This window comes from Photorhabdus hainanensis (assembly GCF_018448965.1).
GTDB classification, from domain to species: domain Bacteria; phylum Pseudomonadota; class Gammaproteobacteria; order Enterobacterales; family Enterobacteriaceae; genus Photorhabdus; species Photorhabdus akhurstii.
Window position 1 is genome coordinate 85391 of sequence record NZ_RCWD01000010.1, and the last position, 19205, is coordinate 104595.

At 42.8% G+C, this 19205-nt stretch carries 17 protein-coding genes; 15 read left to right on the forward strand and 2 right to left on the reverse strand.

Going from position 1 to position 19205, the window contains the following annotated elements; genetic code table 11:
• The first annotated feature begins 3 nt into the window (after positions 1-3).
• The 9 genes from EAE92_RS08440 to lhgO all read left to right on the forward strand — a co-directional run bounded on the left by EAE92_RS08440 (position 4) and on the right by lhgO (position 10084).
• Positions 4-1320 (forward strand): aspartate aminotransferase family protein, encoded by a 1317-nt coding sequence (locus tag EAE92_RS08440; protein WP_214067749.1) that lies wholly within the window; start codon positions 4-6, stop codon positions 1318-1320.
• Positions 1310-1807, forward strand: coding sequence for a GNAT family N-acetyltransferase (locus tag EAE92_RS08445; RefSeq protein WP_214067750.1), 498 nt, complete (start codon positions 1310-1312; stop codon positions 1805-1807). The genes EAE92_RS08440 and EAE92_RS08445 overlap by 11 nt, the downstream gene beginning before the upstream one ends.
• Positions 1808-1818: 11 nt before the next feature.
• Positions 1819-2301, forward strand: a complete 483-nt coding sequence (locus EAE92_RS08450) for an adenylyltransferase/cytidyltransferase family protein (RefSeq protein ID WP_214067751.1) — start codon at positions 1819-1821, stop codon at positions 2299-2301.
• A 25-nt stretch (positions 2302-2326) separates the two neighbouring features.
• Positions 2327-2992: an HAD family hydrolase gene (locus EAE92_RS08455; RefSeq protein ID WP_214067752.1), complete on the forward strand. Its 666-nt coding sequence runs from the start codon at positions 2327-2329 to the stop codon at positions 2990-2992.
• Positions 2993-3001: 9 nt separating this feature from the next.
• Positions 3002-4045 carry an NAD-dependent epimerase/dehydratase family protein gene (locus EAE92_RS08460; RefSeq protein ID WP_214067753.1) on the forward strand — a complete coding sequence of 348 codons (1044 nt, stop codon included), beginning with the start codon at positions 3002-3004 and terminating at the stop codon, positions 4043-4045.
• Entirely contained in the window at positions 4045-6312 is a 2268-nt protein-coding gene (locus tag EAE92_RS08465; RefSeq protein WP_214067754.1) for a glycosyl hydrolase family 65 domain-containing protein, read from the forward strand. The genes EAE92_RS08460 and EAE92_RS08465 overlap by 1 nt, the downstream gene beginning before the upstream one ends.
• Entirely contained in the window at positions 6266-7510 is a 1245-nt protein-coding gene (locus tag EAE92_RS08470) for an MFS transporter (RefSeq protein WP_214067755.1), read from the forward strand. Before EAE92_RS08465 ends, EAE92_RS08470 begins: the two co-directional genes overlap by 47 nt.
• A gap of 11 nt (positions 7511-7521) precedes the next feature.
• The gene (locus tag EAE92_RS08475) at positions 7522-8622 is read left to right on the forward strand and encodes a DegT/DnrJ/EryC1/StrS family aminotransferase (protein ID WP_214067756.1); all 1101 of its coding nucleotides are present in this window, start codon (positions 7522-7524) and stop codon (positions 8620-8622) included.
• 271 nt (positions 8623-8893) lie between these two features.
• Entirely contained in the window at positions 8894-10084 is a 1191-nt protein-coding gene (gene lhgO, locus EAE92_RS08480) for an L-2-hydroxyglutarate oxidase (protein ID WP_214067757.1), read from the forward strand.
• A 325-nt stretch (positions 10085-10409) separates the two neighbouring features.
• On the opposite strand, the gene srmB is transcribed toward lhgO, so the two are convergent.
• Positions 10410-11747: an ATP-dependent RNA helicase SrmB gene (gene srmB, locus EAE92_RS08485; RefSeq protein WP_214067758.1), complete on the reverse strand. Its 1338-nt coding sequence runs from the start codon at positions 11745-11747 to the stop codon at positions 10410-10412.
• Between the two features lie 154 nt (positions 11748-11901).
• On the opposite strand from srmB, the gene trmN reads away from it, so the two are divergent.
• Positions 11902-12636, forward strand: a complete 735-nt coding sequence (gene trmN, locus EAE92_RS08490) for a tRNA(1)(Val) (adenine(37)-N(6))-methyltransferase TrmN (RefSeq protein WP_214067759.1) — start codon at positions 11902-11904, stop codon at positions 12634-12636.
• A 67-nt stretch (positions 12637-12703) separates the two neighbouring features.
• On the opposite strand, the gene nadB is transcribed toward trmN, so the two are convergent.
• Complete coding sequence (nadB, locus tag EAE92_RS08495; RefSeq protein WP_422616050.1) at positions 12704-14344, reverse strand: L-aspartate oxidase; 1641 nt, start codon at positions 14342-14344, stop codon at positions 12704-12706.
• A gap of 166 nt (positions 14345-14510) precedes the next feature.
• Between nadB and rpoE the strand changes: the two genes are divergently transcribed.
• The 5 genes from rpoE (at position 14511) to lepA (ending at position 19185) form a co-directional block, all read left to right on the forward strand.
• Entirely contained in the window at positions 14511-15080 is a 570-nt protein-coding gene (gene rpoE, locus EAE92_RS08500) for an RNA polymerase sigma factor RpoE (protein ID WP_214067761.1), read from the forward strand.
• Positions 15081-15119: 39 nt separating this feature from the next.
• Positions 15120-15770: an anti-sigma-E factor RseA gene (gene rseA, locus EAE92_RS08505; RefSeq protein ID WP_214067762.1), complete on the forward strand. Its 651-nt coding sequence runs from the start codon at positions 15120-15122 to the stop codon at positions 15768-15770.
• 5 nt (positions 15771-15775) lie between these two features.
• Positions 15776-16732 carry a sigma-E factor regulatory protein RseB gene (rseB, locus tag EAE92_RS08510; RefSeq protein ID WP_214067763.1) on the forward strand — a complete coding sequence of 319 codons (957 nt, stop codon included), beginning with the start codon at positions 15776-15778 and terminating at the stop codon, positions 16730-16732.
• Entirely contained in the window at positions 16732-17196 is a 465-nt protein-coding gene (gene rseC / locus EAE92_RS08515) for a SoxR-reducing system protein RseC (protein ID WP_214067764.1), read from the forward strand. Before rseB ends, rseC begins: the two co-directional genes overlap by 1 nt.
• A gap of 192 nt (positions 17197-17388) precedes the next feature.
• Positions 17389-19185 carry a translation elongation factor 4 gene (lepA, locus tag EAE92_RS08520; RefSeq protein ID WP_036777862.1) on the forward strand — a complete coding sequence of 599 codons (1797 nt, stop codon included), beginning with the start codon at positions 17389-17391 and terminating at the stop codon, positions 19183-19185.
• Positions 19186-19205 lie beyond the last annotated feature (20 nt).

Here is a 19205-nt window from a genome sequence, read left to right on the forward strand (position 1 = left end):
ATTATGATGACAAAAATTAACGAAACACGTGTAGGTAACGTATTGGCTGGTTGGAACCATTTGTCTGTTATTGGATCAATACAAATTCGCAACGCTTCTGGTCCTAGGATACAGCTATTATCGGGTGAATGGTACGATGATTATATCATGGGATGGGGTTCATGTTTTCTTGGTCATGATAGCTCTGTTATACGAAAGGCCATTACTCATGCACTATCACGTGGTTTTCTTCAACAATATGAAACTGAAGAACATCAATTGTTGAGTGAACGCTTCTGCTCTGTGGTACCGTGCGCAGAAAAATTACGTCTTGTAAATTCAGGGCTAGAAGCCACTATGTATGCGACTAGAATAGCTCGAGCCGTAACAGGTAAACGCATTATTTTTAAATTTGAAGGTCACTTTCATGGCTTAAATGATACTCTTACATGGAATATAGATTCCTCTCCACGAAGTGGTGTTGTTTTTGCAAATGGTGAGCTAGAACGTCTTGAAGGTACTACCGGTATTCCTGCCGAATTAGGTCAATTAACTGTGCCATTGACATGGAATGACCTAAATGCAGTGCAGAAAGCATTTGAAACATATTCTGGTGATGTGGCTGGCATCATTCTAGAACCAGTGGCTCTGAATATCGGTTGTATCAAACCAGATGAGGGATTTCTGCAAAACCTGCGTACACTTGCGACAAAACATAAAGCATTACTTATCTTTGACGAGGTGTTAACAGGATTTAGGGCAAATATTGGTGGTGCCCAACAAGACTATGGGGTCATTCCGGATATAGCGACTTATGGTAAGGCATTTGGTGCTGGAATGCCGATAGCTGGAATTGCTGGTAAGGCTGAATATATGGATATGATCGCTCCGCGTGGGCCTGTACAGATAAGTGGCACAAATACGGGAAGATATCTGTCGGTTTCTGCTGCTTTGGCTGTTCTCGAGCACTTAGAAGCTGGCATCCTCTATCAACATGTTGCAAATTTAGAAAGCCAACTCATAAAAAATATGAGAGAAATTTTTAAGCAACACAATATTCCCTGTCATATTGATGGCTATGGCGGAAGAGTTGGGGTTCATATCGGGTCTTCAGTGCGCCCAAAAACAATGAAAGATATAGAAAATACCTACCCTGTGAAATTCGCACATAAATTATTCCGCTTGTTGTCAACAGAATATAAGTTATACGGATTTCTATTACCTCTAATATATTGTCCAGAACCTGTGACGTTGTCTGCTTTGCATACTGCCGAAATGATCGATAGCGCGTGTGATCGATTGGATTCTGCTCTGACTAGGCTGGAATACCATGACAATTAAAAGTGCGCACGCAATTCTTATTCGACGTTTTAACATCTCTGATATGGAAGCGATTCTTAAACTCATAGCACAAATTGGTTCAGAGGATGATCTAACCCAACCTGCGAGTATTCAATTCATACGTGAATTAGAAAACCCGCATCAAGAGGAGATTCGGTTTGTTGCAACTGAAGGTGAGGTGGTTATCGGGACAATGGGATGTAGTTTGGGAGCAATACCATCAAAGTATGTTCTTTGGGCCGACTGGTTAGTTGTTGATCAAAATTATCGTCGATACGGTGTTGCTTCGTTGCTCTATAGAGAAATTGAGGCATTCGCATTAAGTCTCAGGAAAAAATACTTGTGTCTAGATATTGGTAACATTGACAAAGAGCGCGCCGCATATCTCTTTCATCTTCGTAATGGATTCCAAATAGTCGGACAAATTCCAGATTATTGGGGGAAATCTGAACATCTAAACATAATGGCAAAATATCTTATTTCATAGGAAGCATTGACATGACCGTTTTGAACAGCGTTACTGAGTTAAAAGTTCTTGCCGAGAGTTACCGAAAAGATGGCCTGACAATTGGATTGTGCCACGGATGCTTTGATATCGTCCATATTGGTCACATACACCATTTACGACAAGCCAATTTGTTGGTTGATCGTCTTTTCGTGTCAATTACCGCTGATAAGTATGTCAACAAAGGTTCTGAGCGCCCCATTTTTTCCGATTATCATCGTGCCAAATTTATGGCATCGGTTCGCTACTGCCATCATGTAATAGTGAGTGATTCACCTACCGCCGAACGTATTCTCTCAGCTCTTCGTCCTCATGTGTTTTTTAAAGGTGCGGATTATGGCACTAGTACAGATTTAAGACTGAATGCAGAACGAATATTTGTTGAAAGCAATGGAGGACGTATAGCTTTCACTGATGACAAGGTAATGGATTCAACTTCTCGGATCGCAAACATAATTATGGGCAAGAGTATGTAAAACTCTTAAAAATAATGGAGCAAAAATGCAGACACTTCTATTGATTGATCTCGACGGGACACTCATTGATACTCCGCACTACGAAGCCTGGTGTAACGCTGCTCATAAGTTCGGGCTAACGGAGCTTACTCATGAAGAATATCTTGCCAATATCGCAGGACGACCTCGATTAGAAGGTGCTTCCCGCCTTTTGGATTTAAAAAAGGCTGGATTGCTTTCGGGTCCGGATAGATTAAACAATGGCAACATAGGTATGCTTGCGGAAATCAAACAGGCTGAATTTCTTAGGCTTTCTGTATACGCTCGGCTTTTCGATGATGCAGTACGACTTTTAAAGCGAGTAGAATTGTCGTCTCAAGAGATTAAATTTTATACGGCATCACAAAATGCATCTTCCCTATTAGACGATATGCTACGTAAGGAAAGCATAACACTTAATCAGCAAAGCATAGTAAGGCAAAAACAAGATCAGACTCGAGAGGAGTTGTTTTTGTCTCTCATTGAAGAACGTATCCCAAAAGAGGTCACGCTTATTGATGATTCTCCATATTCTATTGACGTAGCCTGTAATCTTGGAATCCGGGCTTATCAGATACATCGCAATGAACTCCTGCCCATGGCTACTGACCAACGCGCTTTTATTATTCCATCCCTCACTGACATCGCAATTCCGATTGTCGAAACAATATAAGGAAATGATATGCAAACTAAATATGAAACAATTCTTGTAACCGGTGGAGCAGGATATATAGGTTCTCGACTGGTACCTAAATTATTGGCGGCAGGCTATAAAGTTAGAGTATTGGATGCCCAATTCTTTCCTAATGGACTTAGTTTCTTTCTTGATCATTCCCATCTGGAATTCGTTAAGGGGGATATTCGTGATAAAACTGTTGTTGAAGATTCATTACGGGGAGTAACAACAGTAGTACACCTTGCTGCAGTAGCAAATGACCCTAGTTTTAACTCAGATCCGGAAGTTAGTCGATCTATAAATATTGCTTGTCTTCCTTATCTCATGACAAGTGCCAAGAATCTGGGGTGTCGGCGTTTTATCTACGCATCATCAGCGAGTGTTTACGGTATAAATGATCAACCTATCGTCGACGAAAGTCAGCCTTGTGTTCCTATTACGGACTATAACCGATATAAATCAGAAGGCGAGGAGGTTCTTTTCGGTCTAACAAGTTCAAATTTTGAAACCATTGCAGTGAGGGCAGCAACAGTTTGCGGTTGGTCTCCCAGACAACGTTTAGATTTGACTGTAAATATTCTGACTGCTAGTGCACTTTCACAAGGAAAAATTACCGTTTTTGGCGGGAATCAATACCGGCCTAATGTCCATATTTGCGATTTAACTCGCCTGTATGCGACACTTGTGCAACGTAATTCTCTTGGTTCAGTCAGCGGGCGTGCCATTAACGTCGGTTATGAAAACCATACTGTGAGCGATATAGCATTGCAGGTTAAAGGTGTTGTTGATCGCTATTTCAATACCAATGTACCTATCGCTACAACAGCTTCTAATGACACAAGATCTTACCGATTAGACTCTCGTTTAGTACAAAATGAACTGAATTTTCAATTTGCTTATACAATTCGGGATGCTGTTTTGGAAATATGTGAGAAATGGCAATCAGGTTGGTTTATTAACAGCACAAATGTTCTTACAGATCCTTGCTACCATAATATGCTGAATATGAAATACATGGATTGGTCTTTCAATGTATCAAGGAGTCTTTGATGCTGACTATCACTTATGCAGGAAAAGAAGAAAATATATCTGAAGTTGGCTCTGATTCGTCAGCATTTATTTCATGTATGACAACATTGGCTAATAGTTTTATCGGACTGCGGCCTCACGTACCAGAAGCATCTGAACGAGCTCAACGGGTTCAGCTACTTATGGATAGAGTATATACATCAGGTGTTGGGGTTTCACGTGAAATAGTATCACTGCCAGCACCAAAAATTCTCCGGCTTTATGATGTCGAAACTGGTGAACCAGCAATTCACAAAAATGGACGAGCCGCGAAAATTATTTTATCTCTCGATACAGCATTTGTTACCAGCACTGAATATTTATGCGTAAGAGGAGGAGAGTTCGAGTTAATCATAAGGCAGTTTATTGATGTTCCCAATAAGCTTGAAGTTTCAGTTGTTATTGAATTACGTCAACTAAATACCGAAATTGGCCCGCGGAGATTACGGTTGGATTACGGGCTTGATATTTCTGCAGGTAACGAATACCTCGGTACGGCTCCGTGGCTAGTTGCTCGTCATTATGATATTAATCAATGTCACTCCAATAAAGATGGTTTTAGCGCTATAGTCACAACCATGGAACAAAAATTGCACTATGATGTTCAATTATTCTCTGCCAGATACGCAAGCACATGGTCATGTCTGGGACAGAGTTGTGCAACATCCGTAACCTTCGACTTTTCCCAGGATGAACATCATCCTCTATTTATACATTGGAAGGTACGTTCAAAGGATAGTAGTGTAGGACTTGAGATATCCCCGGAGTCATTTAACTTCATCTCCTCCCAGAATGAGCATCAAACAAGGTGGAACAAATTATGGGAAGATCATGATGTGACAATCAATGCGTCCGATAAACCCATTGAACTCGGTATTAAATATGCACTTTTCCAACTTTTACAGCATGGTATTGGTGCATATAACCGTGAGTCAGGTTTTATTTCACCAGCTCGGGGGTTGACCAGCCCTTATCATTCAGGAGCGACTTTTTTTGATACTGAACTTCATAAATGTATATTTTGGGTTTGGAATGACCCACGTGTAGCAAAAGCATTCATTGACTACCGATACTATAGTATGGAAAAAGCGATTGAATTTGCAAAATCCACAGGATTTTTTGGGGCGCGTTTTCCAGAGGCTTCTAATGATCATGGTGCTGAAAACGGACCTCACTATGTCCTTTCCTATCCTGATGCTGATATCGTGCGTGAGTGGAGTGTCGATGAAGTATTACACATTTCTGCAGATGTCTGCTACTCCCTATACAGATACTGGTCTGTAACCTACGATGATGCTTATATGAACACTCGTGGTTATAAAATAGTTGCAGAATGTGCAAGATTTGCTGCATCTGTATTTAAGTGGTCCGATAAAAAACAGGCATATGTTATTAACTCAGTAATGGGACCTGATGAATATCATTATCATGTCGACAATAGTTTTTTTACAAACTATCTTCTCAGATGGTGCATAAAATTTGCACTTTCGCTAATTAGATACAAATGCTTCCCCGAGATTTCTGCAAACGAGATCAAGAATTGGAAAACAATTAGTGAAAATGTCTATCTTCCTTGGATGGTTGTTGATGGCGTTTCCATTCCGGAGGAATTCGATGGGTATGCAATTCTTCAAGATACTGAATTAAGAAACGAAAAAAAACGTGGGCCGCAATTCATGGATGAACATGAACGGTACTCTGCCGAAAAACTGCAAAATTTCACATCCAAAATCATAAAACAGGCTGATGTTGTTCTTCTTATGTCTTTATTCCCTGATGATTTCTCTGATGAAGTCAAGCGAGTAACATTCAACTTCTATGAGCCCCGTACTGTTCATGAATCATCACTCAGTTATGGCCCTCATGCCGTGCTTGCTGCAGATATAGGTAAGATAGATGTCTGTGCCGATTTTATATCACGCGCAAGTCGATATAATCTGGATTTCACCCCTATATTACATTACAACAATGGATTACATCTTTCAGCTTACGCGGGTGCATGGCAAGGGCTTGTTGAAGGCTTAGCCGGGCTACGTGTCGCTGAGAAAAGACTTTATTTTCGCCCCCGATTACCATCCGACTGGGACTCCTATCGGTTCATGCTTTATTTCTGTGGGCAACGACTTATGGTTAGTGTACTTGCAGATGGGATCATTGACATCTACTGTGGAGGGAAGAAACTCACTACCGAATGTTGTCCTGATGGACGTATCTATATTTGCGGAGAAACAAATGACTTCATTCGCTGAACGAGCATCACCTTATTCCGAGGCATTACGCTCCTCATCATTCCGGAAATTGCTTATTGGTCAAGGTTTGTCAATGGTTGGTGATGCAGTCTGTTTAGCTGCCCTTCCTGTTGCGTTGATTCATGCCAAACTTAGCGGGGAGGTTTTTGGTGTCGTCATGGCTGCGGTAGGATTAGGGACGGTCATTGGGGCTGTCGCTGGAGGTCTGCTAGCAGACAGAAAGTCACCAAAACACATTCTCATTGCGACAGATACTGCCAGAGGGTTGGCGCAAGTTGCTGCAACTATGTTACTTGTGTTAAACGCTCCGTGGTGGGGATTAGTACTTGCCTATTTAATATTTGGCATTGGCATTGGCGTTTCTCGCCCATGCGCTCAAGTTCTGCTTGTAAATCTGCTACCCAAGCAAGCCTTAGTGGCAGGAAATGGAGCTATGAATTTTGTAGATAACTTTGTGGCAGTAGTCTTTCCGGCCACAGTAGGAGTGATGATCATATTGTGGGAACCAGCATGGGGAATACTGGTTGATGGTATTACATTTTTCGCAGCAGCTTTTTTTACTGCCCTGATACCTGATATAGGAATTCGTGGTTCCGATGATAAATTCTCTATACGTGAGGTATTGAACGGTATTACAGTCATTACTGGTAACTCTGTATTGTTACTCGGATTTATCGCGACATTGATCCTGAATGTGTTGTGCTTCCCTATTTTCTTAGTCATCGCTCCATACGCAATCAGTGATCGATTCAGCGATACGATGTGGGGGTTTTGCCTAGCAGCTTCGGGAGCTGGTGCATGTATTGGATCTGTTATCACAGTACTTACCGCTGGTCACCAGCGTCTAATACGACTTGCCGTGATCTGTGGTTTATTTCTTTGTAGTGCAATGCTTTTATTGGGTATGGGGGGCTTCGCTTGGATGGTCATTTTGGGGGCAATGTTTGTTGGGATTGTTGAGGCATCTTGGCTTACTGGTTGGGCCACTGCTATGCAAACCCTCTCTCCGGAAAAAGACCTTGGAAAAGTTGTAGCGGTAGATACTTTTGTTACCAGTGGTGCACACCCATTCATTTATCTTGGAGCAGGAATCATCGGTGCAACGGTGGGATATTCTGAAACACTAGCATTGACTGCAATCGTTAGTGCTATTGGAATCACTGCCATCGCACTTGCTGCTGTCACTCGGAAAATTTAAAAGGCAATAACATGATTAAATGTAACAATATTCAAGAGCAGGCTATCGAGTTGTCCGAACTAATTTTCAAGCAATGGCAAAATGTTTTGACAACAGGTGATTTTGTGCTTGGTGAAGAGGTTTCAAGATTAGAAAAATGGATGTCACAATGTTGTGGAGGAGCACATGCCATCGCACTCAATTCTGGTACAGATGCTTTGATACTTGCATTGCAAGCTTTAGGTATAGGTTCGGGTGATGAAGTTATTACTTGTGCTAATACGTTTATAGCAACAGTTGGGGCAATAGTTGCTGTTGGCGCTAAACCAATCTTGGCTGACATTGGAGAGGATGAGCTCATTAATGTTGACACCATTGCTCCTCTGATTACTGAACGAACAAAGGCTGTTATACCCGTTTATTTGCGCGGACGCCCCGTAGATATTGCTCCGATTATCACGCTGTGCCGCATGAGAGGAATATATGTTATCGAAGATTGTTCTCAAGCCATTGGAACTATTATCAATGATCAGCAAGTCGGTACATTAGGTGATGCTGCGGCTTTTTCGCTACATCCACTGAAAACGCTCGGAGGTTTTGGTGATGGTGGGATTCTCATCACGACTAACTCGAAGATAGCTGAGTATGCAAAATTTGCTCGCAATCATGGATTGCAGACACGTAATGAGTCTATTTTATTTGGTATAAATTCACGCCTTGACACTTTACAAGCAGCTGCATTAAATATCAAAACTCAGTATCTAAACCAGTGGTTACAACGTCGCAAGGAAATTTCATCTTTTTATGACAAAGAATTGTTCAATACAAAAACTGGAACAGATTTAGGGGCAGGAAAACCGGGAAATGCTTATTATCATTATGTGGTAAAATCAAAAAACCGAGACAAATTGCAGCAGCACCTGGCTAAACATGGTATTGAAACCGCTATCCATTATCCAATACCGATTCATCGACAACAAGCATGGCTGCGTAGCCAGACTCAAATAGCTCTTCCCACTACTGAACGTTTAGCGCAAGAAATCCTCACTATTCCCTGTCATCACCATCTTTCTGACAACGATATTGAGAAGATAGTAATTTTGATAAAGCAATTCGATTTAATTAAGGTTTAATAGAGTCGCACGAATTTACGCAAAATCATAATAAACAGGAAACTCCATTAGGTGTGTATTTTTATCAGGTTATTATTATGTGCATTATTTCGTATATTTAAATAATGTTCGATGGGGTTTAATATCTTTGAAAAATGAAAGGTTATGTATACTTAAATATCTATTTATTCAATCTTGATAAGAATCATTTTAAATAAAATATATGGAAGCCAACTTTAATTTTTGTCGGCGTCCATATATCATATTAGGAATAAATAAGGAAAAATTAAAAATGTATGACGTTATCATTATCGGAGCGGGATTGGTTGGTCTTGGTGTCGCAAATGCTTTGCAAGAACATAATCCACAATTACATGTGTTAATATTAGACAAAGAAAATAGAGTAGCTGCTCATCAAAGTGGGCATAATAGCAATGTTGTCCACTCCGGTATTTATTACTCTCCCGGAAGTTTAAAAGCACGTTTAGCAAAACAAGGGAACCAAACTATTTATCACTTTTGTCAGGAGCACGGGTTATATTATGACCGCTGCGGTAAAGTAATAGTGGCAACACATCAAAAAGAGCTTCCCTTGTTGGAGAATATCTATCAGAGGGGATTACAAAACGGGATTGAAATTAATCGATTATTACGATCTGATTTAAAAAAGCGTGAGCCTTATGTCAATGGATTGGAAGCTATTCTTGTTCCGGATGCAGGAATTGTGAATTACCCAGAAATTGCGGGAAAACTAGCTGAGATTATTCAAAACAGAGATGGGAATATTCATTATCAACAGCAAGTGTGTTCAATTCATGAATATACCGACTACGTTGAAATACAAACCTTACATGCGAGTTATAAGGCTAAACAGATTGTGAACTGTGCTGGATTGCATAGCGATAGAATTGCTAAGTTAGCGGGGTATGAGACAGGAATGAAAATTGTACCATTCCGTGGTGAGTATTATATTCTGGATAGTAGTAAAAATTATTTGGTCAACCATCTGATATATCCTGTTCCTAACCCTGATTTTCCATTCCTTGGTGTACATTTTACACGAATGTTCAATGGCAAACGGGATGTTGGTCCTAACGCGGTATTAGCTTTTAAACGAGAGGGATATTGCAAAACTGATTTTTGTCTGCAAGATATGATGGAGATACTCACTTATAAAGGTTTTTGGAAGATTGTTACACGTTATTTCGGCGAAGGTATAGCAGAAATCCGACGTTCGTATTCGCTCCAACTTTTTACCGAAAATGCCCGTCAGCTTATTCCTGATTTGCAATCAGAGGACATCTCTTTGGGGGCGACTGGAGTTCGTGCCCAAGCATTGACAATTGATGGAAAATTGGTAGATGATTTTCATTTCGTAGTTGGTCATCGTTCATTACATGTTTGCAATGCACCTTCACCAGCTGCAACGGCATCAATAGAAATTGGACGAGAGATTGTAAGAAGATATTTCTCAATTTTTTGAATATATTAGAACGGTAAAAGTAATCATCAATTATCCCCCGTCTAAGTATCAAAAAGAGAACTTACAAAACACCAAATGAGTTATTTAAGGGAATACAAACTTGTTTACTTCGTTCATAATAGTGTTGCATTTGTATCATAGCAATTATGGTGGTTTGCTTATTATGTGAATCCAAGAACTGCAAAAACTCGGGATGGCAAAATACCTGATGAATTATTTATAGAAATAAAGAAGCGTTTGCTGAGGACCCTATTTACTCACAGAATAATCTTACTATGCGAAACTGCATATTATAATTAACGGGCCAATTGGCCCGTTTAGAGATTTACACATTGCTATTGGTTGGCGCTTCTGGTTTTGGATTACCGGAAGGTTTACGGCGTTTACCGATATTTTTGCTATCCCGATGACGTATTTTGGCTTTTTTCTTTGATTCTTCCGCTTTCTTTTTCTCTTTGCGTTTAGCCAATACTTTTTTCGATGGCTTATTGTGGGCTTTGTCACTTGGTGCTTTGGTTGTTGGGCGAAGTTCATCAACCATCCGCGATTTTAGTGGTTCATTCAGATAGCGACTGATTTTGCCTAATAAAGAATGATCATGCGCTTCCACTAAGGTAATTGCAGTGCCTTTGCGACCTGCGCGAGCTGTCCGGCCAATACGGTGTAGATAAACATCAGCGGTACGCGGTAAATCGAAATTGAAAACATGGCTGATATCATCAATATCCAATCCACGGGCAGCAACATCTGTTGCAACCAGAACAGTGACGCTGCCATCATTCAGGAGCTTAACCGCTTCCGTCCTTTTAGCCTGTACCATTTCTCCTTCAAGGAATCGGGCTTTAATGCCGGCTTGATGCAATTCACCCACAAGTTCGTGTACACGTTCACGTTTGCGAACGAAGATAATGGATTTAGTGACATCGGGTTGTTTTAGTAAATGGCAAAGCAGGGCTGTTTTGTGTGCCAAATTGTCTGCACGGTAGTAAAATTGCTGGATTTTTTTGCGTTCACGGCGTGATGGTTCAGCATCAATCTCAATTGGATCTTCCAGTAAACGTTCAGCAAAATCACGAATGGCTTCTCCTTCCAGAGTGGCAGAGAACAGCATGGTCTGTTTGCGCCAACGGGTTTCACCCGCTATGGTTTCAATATCGTTGGCAAAACCCATATCCAGCATACGATCGGCTTCATCAAGGATCAGTGTTTCAACTGCCCGGCAATCAAAGTTTTCTTCCTTGATATATTGCAGCAGACGGCCTGTAGTGGCGACGACAATATCTTGATTTTCGCTGAAAATTTCTGCGTGATTCATATAGGCTACGCCGCCAGTAATGGTAGCGATATCCAAATTGGTATGCGCCGCGAATTCTTTGGCCTGATCTGCCACTTGCATGGCTAGCTCACGGGTGGGCGTCAGGATCAGAATGCGTGGTGGCCCAGATTTTTTGCGTGGAAAATCTAATAAATGTTGCATAGCTGGCAGCAGGTAAGCTGCGGTTTTACCAGTACCGGTAGGCGCTGATCCTAGTACATCACGCCCGTCCATTGCGGCTGGAATAGCCGCCGCCTGAATGGCTGTTGGGCGGGAGTAGCCTTTATCATTCAGGGCGTTAAGCAGGCGTTCATCAAGCTCAAGTTCAGAAAAGTTTGTTGCAGTCATCATATACCTCTGTTTAGGCCGCCGATTATAAACAGGTTGGGCGTATTGTTCATCATATTAAAGCGGTCAATTGAGGTAGATAGCTTTTATCGAAACATAATAACCCTTATCCTGTAGCGAAATTTATTGTGCTAAATAGATATAGGTTATTAATTTGAAACAGAAACGACTTTTACGCCGGGATGGATTTACTTTCAAGCAATTTTTTGTTGGTCATGATCGGTGTGCGATGAAAGTCGGGACTGATGGCGTTTTATTGGGAGCATGGGCTCCGGTGAGTGACAAGAAAGCTATTTTAGATATCGGCTGTGGCAGTGGGCTAATTGCGTTGATGTTAGCGCAGCGTACGGATGAGAATACCAAAATTGACGCAGTGGAGCTGGATACAGCGGCTGCATTGCAGGCGCAAGATAATGCAGATCAATCTCCCTGGCAGAGAAAAATAGGTGTTTATCAGCAGGATATTGGTGATTTTGCTGAACAGTATTCGCAATGTTATGACTTAATTGTCAGTAATCCTCCCTATTTTGAGCCGGCTGTTGCTTGTCGAAATGAGGCGAGGGAACAGGCGCGTTATACGGGGTCGCTGACTCACCGGCGGTTATTGCAATATGCAGAGAAGTTGATTACAGCGGATGGTCTGTTTTGTGTGGTATTGCCATATGCCATTGGTGAGGAATTTGAAACAATGGCATGTCGTTTGGGCTGGTTTTCTCATCGTCGGGTCAATATCCGCGACAGGCACAGCAAGCCATTGCATCGGATGCTATTGGCATTTTCCCGTAAGGAAAAAACCGGTTTGATCAGTGAATTGACTATTCGTCAGCCAGACGGTGCATATACGCGAGAATTTCAGCAATTGGTGACGGATTTCTATCTCTATTGTTGAATTATTTATTGAGTTATTGAAAGAACCACGCCGGAGCGTGGTCATGCAGAGATTTTGCCAGCAAAAATCAGGGCGTCAAAATCGTCGGTTTTGATTCTGGCAATAAATCGGGATAATCCAGTGTGAAATGCAGACCTCGGCTCTCTTTTCTTTCTAACGCACAGCGCACGATTAATTCAGCGACTTGCACCAAATTTCGTAATTCCAGCAGATTGTTAGAGATCCTGAAATTGGAATAATAGTCGTGAATTTCCTGTTGCAGCATATTAATACGGCGCAGTGCTCGTTCCAGGCGTTTGGTTGTACGTACAATACCGACGTAGTCCCACATAAATAGACGTAATTCGTGCCAGTTGTGCTGAATGACGACTTGTTCATCTGAATTGTCAACACGGCTCTCATCCCAGAAGGGGAGTTGCGGTACTTCCCCTATTTTTTCAATCTGTTGTTGGATATCCTCCGCAGCAGACCAACCATACACCAGACACTCCAGCAGGGAATTAGACGCCATACGGTTTGCGCCGTGTAAGCCCGTATAGCTGACTTCACCGATAGCATATAAGTTGTCGAGGTCAGTGCGTCCCTGGTGATCGACAACAATACCACCGCAAGTGTAATGGGCGGCAGGAACGATTGGGATCGGTTCTTTTGTTAGATCAAAGCCCAGCGTCAGCAATTTTTCATAAATCATTGGAAAATGCTGGGTAATGAAATCCGCTGGTTTGTGGCTGATATCCAGAAACATACAGTCAGCGCCAAGGCGTTTCATTTCATGGTCAATCGCTCGCGCTACGATGTCGCGAGGGGCCAGTTCAGCACGCTCATCAAAATCAGGCATAAAGCGGCTGCCATCCGGTCGTTTCAGATATGCCCCTTCACCTCGCAGGGCCTCTGTCAGCAAGAAATTGCGTGCCTGAGGATGGAATAGGCAGGTCGGGTGAAACTGGTTAAATTCCAGATTGGCGATACGGCAGCCCGCGCGCCATGCCATTGCAATGCCATCACCGGATGAGATATCGGGATTTGTCGTATATTGATAGACTTTAGCCGCCCCGCCTGTTGCCAGTACCACGATTTTAGCGCGATAAGTTTCCACTTGTTCTTGCTGACGGTTCCAGATATAAGCGCCGACGACTCGGTTCTCGCCATCTAACCGGGCCTTATTTGAAGTAATTAAATCAACCGCATTGCAGCGCTCTCTCACCGTGATATTCGGATGAGACATCGCTTTATCAACCAGCGTCGTTTCTACCTCTTTGCCTGTTGTATCAGCATGATGTAGAATACGACGATGGCTGTGACCACCTTCACGGGTCAGATGATATTGTTTTTCTCCCTCTTCGCTAGTTTCTGTATCAAACATAACACCTTGATCAACCAACCATTGCACGCAAGGACGGGCATTGCTGGTGATAAACTCAACAGCGCTTTTATCGCAAAGCCCAGCTCCGGCGATAAGGGTATCTTCAACATGAGATGCGATACTATCCGTTTTATCAAATACAGCGGCGATACCGCCTTGTGCATAATAGGACGCCCCTTCACTGAGAATACTCTTACTTAATACAGTGACTTTATATTGTGAGGCCAGCCGTAAAGCTAGAGATAGGCCGGCGACACCGCTGCCGACAATAAGTACATCGCTGTAATGTTGTGAGAATAATGATTGCATAATTGATGATGTATGAAGAAGATGGGTAAAAATCATGTTAGCCTATCAGATATGAGAAAGGCGATGATTGCAACAAAATGATGGCGGAAATTGAACTTCGCAGAATTTTATTACTCAAAGCCATGCTTGCTTGGGAATAGGACATCATGGTTAGTTCAGTAAATATCAATGTGGAGCTTTGCTTCGGGAGATTTAACCTCGGATGAGCGAGCAGTTAACGGATCAAATGCTGGTTGAGCGAGTGCGGACAGGTGACCAAAAAGCGTTTAACCTACTGGTAGTCAGATATCAGCATAAAGTGGCGAGTCTTTTATCCCGCTATATTCCGCAGGGTGATGTTCCTGACGTTGCTCAGGAAACATTTATTAAAGCCTATCGGGCATTGGCTTCGTTTCGTGGTGATAGTGCTTTTTATACTTGGTTGTACCGTATAGCAGTAAATACTGCGAAGAATTATCTGACCGCTCAAGGGCGCCGTCCGCCGTCCAGTGATTTGGATGCCAGTGATGCGGAAAATTATGAAATTTCGAATGGATTAAAAGAAATTTCGAACCCTGAGAACTTAATGTTGTCAGAAGAATTGAGGCAGGTGGTTTTCCGCACCATTGAATCTCTTCCCGAAGATTTGCGAATAGCAATAACGCTGAGGGAATTAGATGGGTTAAGCTATGAAGAAATAGCTACCATTATGAATTGTCCGGTAGGTACGGTTCGTTCTCGTATCTTCCGTGCAAGGGAAGCCATTGATGATAACATTCAACCACTGATTTAAAATTAAAAATAGTGGAACAATACTGAAGGGTACTTTGACATGCAAAGAGAAAAACTTTCCGCATTGATGGATGGCGAAACTCTTGATAGTGAAGTCGTTAGTATTTTGTCTAAAGATTCTGTAATGCAGAAACGCTGGGAAAATTACCACTTGATCCGTGACACATTGCGCGGTGATGTGACAGAAGTATTGCATCTGGATATTGCTAGTCGGGTTGCGTTGGCGCTTGAAAAAGAGCCAGTTCATTCCATTGCTGGGGCTATTCCTGAATCCCAACCTGAACCAGAGAGCTGGCAAAAAATGCCGTTCTGGCAAAAGCTTCGCCCTTGGGTGAGTCAAATGGTTCAAGTGAGTGTTGCAGCTTGTGTTTCGCTGGCGGTATTGGTTGGTGTGCAGCAGTACAACAGCCATAGTGCTGAGGATCTTGAATATCAATCTGATACGCCCGCATTTAACACTTTGCCAATGATGGGATCGGCTTCTCCGGTGAGTTTGGGAGTGCCTTCCGGTGATGATCTGTTTGGCAATGATCAGCGCATTCAAATGCAGGAACGTAATAAGCGTATTAACATCATGCTGCAACAATATGAACTCGATCGCCGTGTGCATTTTAAGCAAAATGACGAACGGGGAATTTCACCACAGGTTGCTATTCCGGTTCCCGGAACGCAATCTTTAGGAACACAATAGCAGTAATGAAACGTATTTGGTTTTCCGTCTGTTTGCTGGCAGGCTGCCTGTTTGCTCCTTTACAAGCCTCGGCGCAGCTTAGCAGCGCCGAGGTTTTGTTGCAGGAGATGGGAAATGCTACTCAGTCTCTGACTTACGAGCTTGCTTTTATTAATCTCAACCAGCAGTCTATTGTCTCAGTTCGTTATCGCCATGCCGTTATCGATGATATTCCAATTGCTCAGATTATGCAGATGGATGGTTCTCGTCGGGAGATTGTCCAGCGTGGTAATGAGATCAGTTATTTTGAACCCGGATTAGATGCTTTCAGTCTTAGCGGTAATCATATTATTGATTATTTACCGGCCGTCATTTTTGCTGACTTCAATCAGTTGAAAAAATACTACAATTTTATTGATGCTGGTCGTACCCATATCGGTGATCGGCCTTGTAGGGTTGTACGTATCACCTCAAAAGATGAAGTGCGTTATAATTATATTTTACTGATCGACGAAGAGACTCATTTACCATTACGTATTGATTTACTTGATCGTGATAGTGAGGCGCTTGAACAATTTAGGGTTGTTTCTTCCACCATCGGTGGGGGCGTCAATGATGCAATGAGTGTGATTACTCGCTTAAATATGCCGCCGATGCTGGTTATTCCACCGTCAGAGAAGGTCGTATTCAATTGGAAAGTAGGTAAATTGCCGGCTGGTTTCGTTGAGGTTTCGCGTAATCGTCGTAAATTTTCAAAGAGTGACTCACTTGAATCCATCATGTTTAGCGATGGCTTATTTAACTTTTCTGTGAATGTGACTAACGCTAATAAAACCGGTAAGTTGGAATATCCTTTCCGTGGTGGGCCTCGAACGATTTATAGTGTGATACGTGGAGCAAATGAGGTGACAATTATTGGTGAATTACCATTGGCAACCGCCAAGCGTATCGCCGCTGGCGTCGCATTTATAGGAGTTGACTGATGGTCAAAGAGTGGGCGACAGTAATTCACTGGCAGCAGGGGCGGGCATTATTACGTTATGGTTCCTCTTCTGGCTGTGGCAGTTGTCAGGCGCGAGCAACGTGTGGTTCTTATTTACTCAATAAATTAGGGTCTGATGGCATACATCAGCTTGAACTGGAGATTTTACAACCGTTGCAACCGGGGCAAAAAGTGGAAGTTGGTATCCCGGAAGGGAGCTTGCTGCGTTCGGCGTTGCTGGTTTATCTGACTCCGCTTATTGGGTTATTCCTTGGCGGGGCGCTTTTTCAGTTATGGGCGACCAATCAATTGTGGGTGTTTTGTGGCGGTGTTTTAGGAGGCGCATTAGGATTCTTCTTTGCCCGCAGAATCGCCACTTACTGGGATAATCGGCTGGAATATCAACCTGTCGTTTTACAAATCGGCTTGCCTCCTGATGCCATTCACATTCAGCATCGGGAATAAATCTATTTTAATCATCCAAAACGTTTAACAACTCATACTCTAAAGCCGCAGGCATGACTAGGTTTTCGTGGATTTGGCATGTAGAATACAGCCTTTCAGGCCGGTGGCCGACCTAATAAACCGTCGCTTTATGTCCCTCGTGTGTCCATTAGGCGAATGACTCAGAAATATCAAGGCAGAAAAATATTTATAATGAAGCAAATACGAAATTTCTCCATTATTGCTCACATTGACCACGGTAAGTCGACGTTATCTGACCGTATTATTCAAATTTGTGGCGGCTTAACAGATCGTGAGATGGCAGAACAAGTGCTGGATTCTATGGATCTTGAGCGTGAGCGTGGTATCACCATTAAGGCCCAAAGTGTTACCTTGGATTACAAGGCGAATGATGGGCAACTCTATCAATTAAACTTTATCGATACGCCGGGGCATGTTGATTTCTCATATGAAGTTTCCCGCTCACTAGCTGCCTGCGAAGGGGCGTTGCTGGTGGTTGACGCGGGACAGGGCGTGGAAGCCCAGACGCTGGCTAACTGTTATACCGCGTTGGATATGGATCTAGAAGTTGTTCCTGTTCTGAACAAAATCGATTTGCCGGCGGCAGAGCCTGAGCGCGTAGCGGAAGAGATCGAAGATATCGTTGGAATTGATGCTACTGATGCAGTGCGTTGTTCAGCCAAAACGGGTGTCGGCGTACAAGACGTCATTGAGCGCTTGGTTAAAGAGATTCCCGCGCCGGAAGGCGATCCTGATGCGCCATTACAGGCTCTTATCATTGACTCATGGTTTGATAATTACCTTGGTGTTGTCTCCCTGGTGCGGATTAAAAACGGCACCTTACGTAAGGGTGATAAAATCAAGGTGATGAGTACCGGTCAGGTGTATAACGCCGATCGCCTTGGCATTTTCACCCCTAAGCGTGTTGATCGTGATGTATTAGATTGTGGCGAAGTGGGCTGGTTAGTTTGTGCAATTAAAGACATTCTTGGCGCGCCTGTCGGGGATACCTTGACATTGGCCCGTCAACCTGCGGAAAAACCACTTCCGGGCTTTAAAAAAGTGAAGCCGCAAGTTTATGCAGGGCTGTTCCCTGTTAGTTCTGATGACTATGAAGCGTTCCGTGACGCGCTAGGTAAATTGAGTCTGAATGACGCTTCACTATTTTATGAGCCAGAAAGTTCTTCCGCGCTGGGTTTTGGTTTCCGCTGCGGTTTCCTTGGCTTGTTGCATATGGAGATTATTCAAGAACGTCTGGAACGTGAATATGATCTTGACCTTATTACCACGGCGCCAACGGTTGTGTATGAAGTGGAGACAACTAGCCGTGATATTGTCTATGTGGATAGCCCCTCTAAACTACCACCGCTGAATAATATTGAAGAGCTGCGTGAGCCAATTGCTGAGTGTCATATGCTGTTGCCTCAGGAGTACTTGGGGAATGTCATTACCTTATGTGTTGAGAAACGCGGGGTGCAAACCAACATGGTTTACCACGGTAAACAGGTTGCGCTGACTTACGAAATACCGATGGCGGAAGTGGTTTTGGACTTCTTCGATCGATTGAAATCGACCTCTCGCGGTTATGCTTCACTGGATTATAATTTCACTCGTTTCCAGTCATCTGATATGGTTCGTGTGGATGTATTGATTAACGGTGAACGAGTTGATGCATTGGCGTTGATTACCCACCGTGGTAATGCGCAGTACCGTGGCCGGGAGCTGGTGGAGAAGATGAAAGAACTTATTCCTCGTCAGCAGTTCGATATCGCAATTCAGGCTGCGATTGGTAATCATATTATTGCTCGCTCAACAGTGAAGCAATTGCGTAAAAACGTCTTGGCGAAGTGTTATGGTGGTGACGTCAGCCGTAAGAAAAAGCTATTGCAGAAACAGAAAGAGGGTAAGAAGCGTATGAAACAAGTGGGTAACGTTGAGTTGCCACAGGAAGCTTTCTTAGCCATTCTTCATGTTGGTAAAGACAATTAATAAGCTTGTAAGGAGTCTAA